The sequence below is a fragment of the Actinoalloteichus spitiensis RMV-1378 genome (assembly GCF_000239155.1).
GTDB classification, from domain to species: Bacteria; Actinomycetota; Actinomycetes; order Mycobacteriales; family Pseudonocardiaceae; genus Actinoalloteichus_B; species Actinoalloteichus_B spitiensis.
This window is the reverse complement of sequence record NZ_AGVX02000232.1, coordinates 1-7820: the sequence shown is the minus strand read 5'-3', so window position 1 is coordinate 7820 and position 7820 is coordinate 1. Positions and strand designations below refer to the sequence as shown.

Annotated in this window: 6 protein-coding genes; 2 read left to right on the top strand and 4 right to left on the bottom strand. The window is 73.0% G+C overall.

The genetic code is table 11. The features are described from left to right. The coding region (locus ACTIDRAF_RS28420) for a YbaB/EbfC family nucleoid-associated protein (protein WP_169533975.1) at positions 1-354 on the bottom strand (354 nt) is incomplete at its 3' end. A 477-nt stretch (positions 355-831) separates the two neighbouring features. Here ACTIDRAF_RS28420 and ACTIDRAF_RS0211730 point away from each other — a divergent pair. Continuing rightward, entirely contained in the window at positions 832-2172 is a 1341-nt protein-coding gene (locus ACTIDRAF_RS0211730; RefSeq protein ID WP_016698933.1) for a cytochrome P450, read from the top strand. A gap of 193 nt (positions 2173-2365) precedes the next feature. Beyond that, complete coding sequence (locus ACTIDRAF_RS0211725; protein ID WP_157162988.1) at positions 2366-2746, top strand: hypothetical protein; 381 nt, start codon at positions 2366-2368, stop codon at positions 2744-2746. Positions 2747-2752: 6 nt separating this feature from the next. On the opposite strand, the gene ACTIDRAF_RS0211720 is transcribed toward ACTIDRAF_RS0211725, so the two are convergent. The 3 genes from ACTIDRAF_RS0211720 to ACTIDRAF_RS0211710 all read right to left on the bottom strand — a co-directional run. Beyond that, the gene (locus ACTIDRAF_RS0211720) at positions 2753-3970 is read right to left on the bottom strand and encodes a sensor histidine kinase (RefSeq protein WP_016698931.1); all 1218 of its coding nucleotides are present in this window, start codon (positions 3968-3970) and stop codon (positions 2753-2755) included. Further along, positions 3967-4623, bottom strand: a complete 657-nt coding sequence (locus ACTIDRAF_RS0211715) for a response regulator transcription factor (protein WP_016698930.1) — start codon at positions 4621-4623, stop codon at positions 3967-3969. Before ACTIDRAF_RS0211715 ends, ACTIDRAF_RS0211720 begins: the two co-directional genes overlap by 4 nt. 412 nt (positions 4624-5035) lie before the next feature. After that, positions 5036-7820, bottom strand: a 2785-nt coding sequence (locus tag ACTIDRAF_RS0211710; RefSeq protein WP_016698929.1) for an error-prone DNA polymerase, incomplete at its 5' end; no start/stop codon positions are given.

Genomic DNA, 7820 nt, shown 5'->3' with positions numbered 1-7820 from the left:
GTCGACCACGGGGGCCTGCACCAGTGGGCCGAAGGCCTCGCCCAGCTGGGCCTGCGTGCTCGCCCTGGCACTGGCGAACGTCTGGGCGATGGACCGGGCCAGCTTCTCCGGGGTGCTCCGGGAGAACGCGGTCGGCGCGATGCGCAGGTCGGCGATCCCGCCGCTGGCGTCGACGCTGACGGTCACCAACCCGTCGGGGGACGTCGCCGTCCCCCGCAGGTGCGTGGCCCGTTCCTGGGCCTCCCGCAACTGGCTGGTCTGGCGCTCCAGTTGTTCGGTGAGCGCGGCGGCCTGTTCCCGGAGCGTCGACATCCGACCCTCCAGTTCGGCACGGCGCTCGGCTGCGTTCGACATGCGGATCACCACCTCACGGGCGCGACCAGTCTAGGCTCGTTGCCCACCTCTCACGGGCCTTTTCCCGACTTCACCCGCCTCTCACCCGATCAGCTGATGGCCCGGTACGGGTGGGTGGTCCCCCGCCGAGCTCCCGGTCCCCGGCCGAGGGCGCTGCCGCCGCGGCCCGCACCCCGGCCGGTCGAGCCGCGTTCCGGGACCAGCACTGGGGCGGCGAGCGGCCCGGGTCCCGTTGCCCACATCGGTGGGGCGGCGTCGCGCCACTCGGCGGTGTTGAACGAACGGGTGGCGTGGCTGACTGGTGCGGTGGACCAGCCGCCCAACCGCTTCAGCCAGGGCGGACGGGGTGCCGATGGGCGGGCAGCGGCGTCCACCGTTCCGGGCTTCGGCCCCGAGCAGGTCGACGACGTACCGGTCGACGGCCAGCGGGCCCCGACCGGCCCGAGCGCCCGACCACCAGGAGGACGAGGAAGGACGATGGACAGGGAGACCGACCGTCCCAGGACCGTGCCCACCGCACCGGGCGGACTGCCACTCGTCGGGCACCTGCCGGCGCTCGTCCGGGGCCGCGTCTCGTTCCTGCAGAGGTTGCGCGGGCACGGGGAGGTCGTCCGGATCCACCTCGGTCGGCGCCCGATCTACGTGGTGAACTCCCCCGAGCTGTTGCACCGGATGTTCACCGTGCGGGCGGACAGCTTCGGCAAGGGCCGCTTCTTCGAGAACATGCGCCCGTACATGGGAAACGGGGTCGCGACCTCCGAGGGGGGCTTCCACCACCGGCAGCGCCGGTTGATGGCGCCCGCGTTCCACCGCGTCCGCCTGGAGTCCCACGTGGCGCTGATGCGGCGCGAGGCCGAGCGGATGACCTCCCGGTGGCGTCCCGACCACCCGATCCGGCTGGACCACCAGTTGCACCACCTGACCACGGTGGTCGTCGCCAGGGCCCTGTTCTCGACGAGCCTGTCCGACAGGACCGCGACCCGGATCGTCCTCGCCACCGACGCCTTCGTGCGGGGGGTCGCCTGGCGCCTCCTGGCCCCCGACGCCCTCGAACGACTGCCGACCCCGGCCAACCGCCGCTTCCTCGCCGAACGCGACCTGCTCCGGGAGATCATCCGCGACCTGGTCGCCGACCGGATGCGGACGCCGGGGCACGGTGGTGACCTGATGGCCGCGTTGCTGTCCGCCCGGGAGGAGGGCACCGGACGTGGGATGACGGCGGAGCAGCTGCACGACGAGGTCCTGACGCTGTTGTTGGCCGGTAGCGAGACCGCCGCCGGCACCATGGGGTGGCTCTTCCACGAACTGGGACGGCACCCGGCGGTGGAGCACCGGCTGCGGGCGGAGCTGGACGAGGTGCTGGCCGGCCGGCCGGTGACGGCGGCGGACCTGCCCCGGCTCGTCTACACCCGCCGGGTGGTGGAGGAGACCCTCCGCCGCCACCACGTCAACTGGCTCCTGACCCGGCGCACGCTGCACGGCGTCCGGCTCGGCCGGTACTGGCTGCCGGCGGACGCGGAGGTCCTCTACAGCCTCACCGCCCAGCACCGCGACCCCACCCTGTTCCCGGACCCGCTGCGTTTCGACCCGGACCGGTGGGACACCGCCCCGCCGAAGCACGCGTTCACACCTTTCGCCGCCGGCCCCCACAAGTGCCTGGGCGCGCACTTCGTGATGACGGAGATGGTGGTGGTGGTCGCCACCGTGGTGGCGGCATGGCGGCTGCGCCCGACTCCCGATCCGGTGCGCCCGGTGGCCACGATGGTGCTGCGTCCGAACGCGCTGCCAATGCTGCCGGAACGGGTGACCAGCGCCTGAACGGGCGGCCGGCGCTCGGTCGCGACCGGGGGCGGTCTCCGCCCGGGGCGGTCGGACCGCGCCGGGCGCCGGCGCTCCACGGGCCGGGGCGAGCGCGAACGGCGGTAACGGTGGGGAAACCGCCGCCCCGGTGGAATGGGTCCGCCGGTCGCTCCCGCGACACGGTGTGAACACCAACGGAAAGGACGACACCATGCGGGTTCCTCGTCAGAACCGGGTCGGCCTCGCTGTGGCGCTCTGCGCGGCAGCGGTGGGCGCCGCCGCCCTGATCGCCCCGTTCGCCGGTGCCTCGGACGAGGGAGTGCCGAGTCAGACCGGGACGGAGCGGCCTGGGGAGGAGTACGACTTCGTTCACGTCGACGACATGGCCGACCACGACTGCTACAGCGTCACGCGGACCGGTGAGGACGACGCTCCCGAGGCCGTCACCGGGACCGCCTGCGAAATCCCCGAGGATGGGATGTTCTGCGGCGACGGGGAGGAGGCGGCGACCGAGGTAGCCAGCTCGGTCACCGTCGAGGTCAGCACCGAGGGCGTGGTGTGCTACGTGGATGGCGTGGACACCGAGAGCTGACCGCCCTCAGGCCCGGACGGCACCAGGCAGCCTGAGTCGCACCACCAGACCGCCACCCCCACGTGGAGAGGCGTCGATCGTTCCCCGGTGGGCACGGACGACGGAGCGGACGATGGACAACCCGATCCCCGAGCCCCGGTGGGAACCGGTGCGCTCGGACTGCCCCCGGCGGAAGGGTTCGAACAACCGGGGGAGGTCCTCGGCGCGCACGACGGAGCCGGTGTTCACGGCCACCAGCTCGACGTCCGTCCCCACGGTGGCGGTACGGACGTCGAGCCACCCGCAGGGGTGGTTGTGGTGGATCCCGTTGTGGACCAGGTTGGTCACCAACTGTTCGAGCAGCACCGGGTCCCCGCGCGTCGGCGCGGCGGCGGGCGACACCGTGAGCCGCACCCCGGCGAGCTCGGCCATGTCCTGAACCCTGCCGACCACTCGGGACAACACGTCGCCGAGATCCACGGGACGGGGTTCCTCCACCGTCCGGTCGCTGCGGGCGAGCATCAGCAGTCCCTCGATCAACCGTTCCTGGCGGGCGTTCACCTCCAGGAGCTGTCCTCCCAGACCGGTGATCCGCTCGTCGGCGTCCGCGTCGCTCACGGCGTACTCGATCAGGGCGCGGTTGACCGCGAGAGGGGTGCGCAGCTCGTGGGAGGCGTTCGCGACGAAGCGGCGCTGGCCGTCGAAGGCGCGGTCGAGCCTTTCCAGCATGTCGTCGAAGGTGTCGGCCAGTTCCCTGATCTCGTCGCGGGGGCCGGTCAACGCCACCCGCTCGTGCAGGCTCCGCTCGGCCACCCGTTTCGCGTGCGCGGTGACCTTGCTGAGTGGTCGCAGGGCGCGTCCGGCCATCAGCCAGCCGATCCCCACCGCGAGGACACCGGCGACCGCCAGGGCGACGAGGGACTGGTTGAGCAGGTCCGCGAGGGCGACCTCCCGCGTGCGCTGGGTGGCCGCCGCGATCTCCGCGGCCAGCTCGTCGTCCACCGGTTCGACGAAGACGCCCCGCGACTCGTTGTGAACCACCCCGTCCACCTCGGTCGAGGTCCAGTGCTGGTGGACGACCTGGCTGAACGCGGTGTCCGACAGGTGCGTGCGCAAGCCGTGTTCGGTCAGGGCGTGGTTGATCGCTACCAGCGACGCGCCGCTGGCGAAGAAGACGAGCCCGTACCAGAAGGTCAGCCGGGTGCGGACGCTGACGCCAGGCAGGAGACGCGGCCTGGCCCTCACCGGATGCGGTAACCGACTCCCGGGGTCGTCTCGATCACGTTGGGTTCCCCGAGGGCTCGCCGCAGGCGGAGCACCGTCAGCCGCACGACTCCCGTGAACGGATCGACGTGTTCGTCCCATGCCTTCTCCAGAAGGTGTTCGGCGCTGACGAACGCTCCCTCGGCGCGGAGCAGTTCCTCCAGGACGGTGAACTGCTTGGGCGTGAGTGCCACGAGTTCGCCGGCCCGGCGGACCTCGCGCAGCCGGGGGTCGAGCTCGATGCCGGCGCGCGACAGCACCGGGGGCGCGGCGGGGCGGCTGCGGCGCCCCAGGGCTCGCACCCTGGCAACGAGCTCGGCGAGCGCGAAGGGTTTGACGAGGTAGTCGTCGGCACCGAGCGCCAGACCGACGACCCGGTCCGGAACCTCGGCCGAGGCGGTGAGCATCAGCACCCGGGTGGTCGCTCCGGAGGCCACGAGGTCCCGGCACACCTCGTCCCCGTGGACCAGCGGCAGGTCGCGGTCGAGGACCACGACGTCGTAGTCGTGGACTCCCAGGTGCTCCTGCGCGGTCGCGCCGTCGCCGACCACGTCGGCGACGACGTGGTCCCGCCGCAGGGCCGCCGCGACGACCCGGGCGAGCACCGGCTCGTCCTCCACCACCAGCACCCGCATCCGCACGTCCTCCCGACCCGGTCGCCCCGCCACCCACGGGGACCGATGACGGGGCCGGAGGTTATCCACGCCGGCGTTTCACCACCGTTACGGCCGTGGTGCGATCCCCCGTCCTCATTCTCGCGGTTCCCCGGTCGAGGAGCCGTGGTCCTCCACCCCGGCATGGCCGACGAACTGGTCAGGGGAAGGTGGTGTCGTCGGGCGGGGACGGTGGCCAGGGGACGGCTGGTGGGAAGGGACCCACCCCGTTCCCGGCGCGGATCCGGCCACGACGTGGATGCCAGCCGACCGCGCCCACCCGACCGGCGACCGCCCCCTGCGGTTCGAGCCCGGGTGACGGGCGGGTGCCTCGGTCCGGAGCCGTGGTGGCGCGCCACACCATCGTCCGTGACCGCCGGCACCCGGGCTCCGCTCAGTGGAAGTCGCGGGAGGTGGACGGTACCCGCAGGGTGAGCGGCTGGAGCCGGTCCGCCTGGAGGGTGACCACCCCGTTGGCGTTCTCCACCACCCCCCGCACCAGCATCGCGGGGCTGGTGACCGCGATCTTCCGGTAACGGGCCCACAGGCCGGGCGAGCACACCACGTTGACCATCCCGCTCTCGTCCTCCAGGTTCAGGAAGGTCACTCCGCCCGCCGTCGTGGGCCGCTGCCGGTGGGTCACCGCACCGCCCACCAGCACCCGGGTCCCGGACTCCACGTCCGACAACCCGTCGGTCGGCAGCGCGCCCAGTCCGGTCAGGTGTTCGCGGACGAACTGGACCGGGTAGCTGTCCGGGGACACCCCGGTCGCCCACACGTCGGCGACGGCCAGGTCGACCTCGTCCATCCCCGGCAGCACGGGGGCGTCCACCCCGCCGGTCAGCCCGGGCAACTGGTCCGGGCGTTCGCCCGCCGCCGCCCCCGCCGCCCACAACGCCTGCCGGCGGTCGAGCCCGAAGCAGCCCGCCGCGCCCGAGGTCGCCAGGGCCTCCAGCTGGGGGGCCGTCAGGCGGACGCGCCGCCCCAGGTCGGACAGGGAGCGGTAGGGGCCGTGGGCGTCCCGTTCCGCGTGGATCCGTTCCGCCAGCTCCTGTCCGATGGTCCGCACCGAGGCGAGCCCGAGCCGGACGGCGGGCCCCTGGCTCGCGTCGGTGGTCGAGGCCGGCCCGGCTCCCCCGGTGGCGGCTTCCGCTGTCCGGCTCCCGTGCCGCCGGTCCCCTCCCTCCAGGCTGGCGTGCGGGAGGCTGGCGTTGACGTCCGGACCCAACACCCGCACCCCGTGCCGGCGGGCGTCGGCCACCAGGGACTGCGGCGAGTAGAAACCCATGGGCTGGGCCCGCAGCAGGGCCGCGCAGAACGCCGCCGGGTAGTACAGCTTGAACCAGGCGCTGGCGAAGACGAGGTGCGCGAAGCTCAGCGAGTGGCTCTCGGGGAAACCGAAGTTGGCGAAGGCGAGCAGGCGCTGGTAGATCCGCTCGGCGAGTTCCCCGGTGATCCCGTTGGCGGCCATGCCCTCGAAGAACCGGTCGCGGAGCCTGGCCACCCTGGCTTCGGACCGTTTCGCGCCCAACGCCCGCCGCAGCTCGTCCGCCTCGGCGGCGGAGAAGCCCGCCACGTCCACCGCGATCCGCATCAGCTGCTCCTGGAACAGGGGCACCCCCAGCGTCCTGCGCAGGGCGGGTTCCAGCAGCGGATGCTCGTAGTCCCAGTCCTCCTCGCCGTTGCGGCGGCGGATGTAGGGGTGCACCGAACCGCCCTGGATCGGTCCCGGCCGGATCAACGCCACCTCGACGACCAGGTCGTAGAACTCCCGGGGTCGCAGGCGGGGCAGCGTCGCCATCTGCGCCCGGCTCTCCACCTGGAAGACCCCGACCGAGTCGGCCCGGCACAACATGTCGTAGACGGCGGGGTCCGCCAGGTCCAACGCCCCCAGGTCCACCCGGACCCCGTGGTGGGCCTCGACCAGGTCGATCGCGTAGTGCAACGCGGAGAGCATGCCGAGACCCAGCAGGTCGAACTTGACCAGTCCGACGGCGGCGCAGTCGTCCTTGTCCCACTGGAGCACGGTCCGGTCCGCCATGCTCGCCCACTCCACCGGGCACACCTCCCCCACCGGCCGGTCGCAGATGACCATGCCGCCGGAGTGGATGCCGAGGTGCCGGGGGAACCCCTCCAGCTGGGTGGCCAGGTCGAGGACCCGCTCGGGCACGTCGGTCTCCCGCGCCGCCCCTCGGACCGACCCCCACCGGTCGAGCTGCTTGCTCCAGGCGTCCTGCTGCCCGGGGGAGAAACCCAGGGCGCGGGCCGCGTCCCGGACGGCGGACCGCACCCGGTAGGTGATGACGTTGGCGACCTGCGCGGCGTGCCGCCGCCCGTACCGGCGGTAGACGTACTGGATGACCTCCTCCCGGCGGTCGGACTCGATGTCCAGGTCGATGTCGGGTGGTCCCTCCCGTTCGGGGGAGAGGAACCGTTCGAACAGCAACTGGTAGCGGACGGCGTCCACGTTGGTGATGCCCAGCGCGTAGCAGACGGCCGAGGTCGCGGCGGACCCCCTGCCCTGGCAGAGGATGTCGTTGTCCCGGCAGAACGAGACGATGTCGTGGACCACGAGGAAGTACCCGGGGAAGCCGAGCGCGGCGATCACGCCGAGTTCGTGCTCGATCTGCCGGTACGCCGCCGGCGCCTCCTCCCGGGTGCCGAACCTGCGCAGCGCGCCCCGGTGGACCAGTTCCCGGAGCCAGCTGTCCTCGTCGTGACCGGGTGGCACGTCGAACGGGGGCAACCGGGGGGCGACGAGGCTCAGGTCGAAGGCGCACTCGGCGGCCAGCTCGGCGGCGCCGCGCACCACCCAGGGGTACCGGGCGAACCGGGCGGCCATCTCCGCCCCGGACCGCAGGTGCGCGGCACCGGCCGGGGGCAGCCAGCCGTCCATCTCGTCGAGGGTGCGCCGGGCGCGGATCGCCGCCGTGGCGGTGGCCAACGGCCACCGGGACGGGGTGGCGTAGTGCACCGCGTTGGTGGCCACCGCCCGCAGTCCCCGGCGCTCGGCCAGCGAGACCAGGACGTCGTTGTGGGCGGTGTCGGTCGGGCCACCGTGGTCGAACAGCTCCACGGCGACCCGGTCGGCGCCGAAGAGTTCGACCAGCCTCCCCAGTTCCCGGTCGGCAGCTGGGACACCCCCGCCGGTCAGGGCGGACCGGACCGAGCCCTTCCGG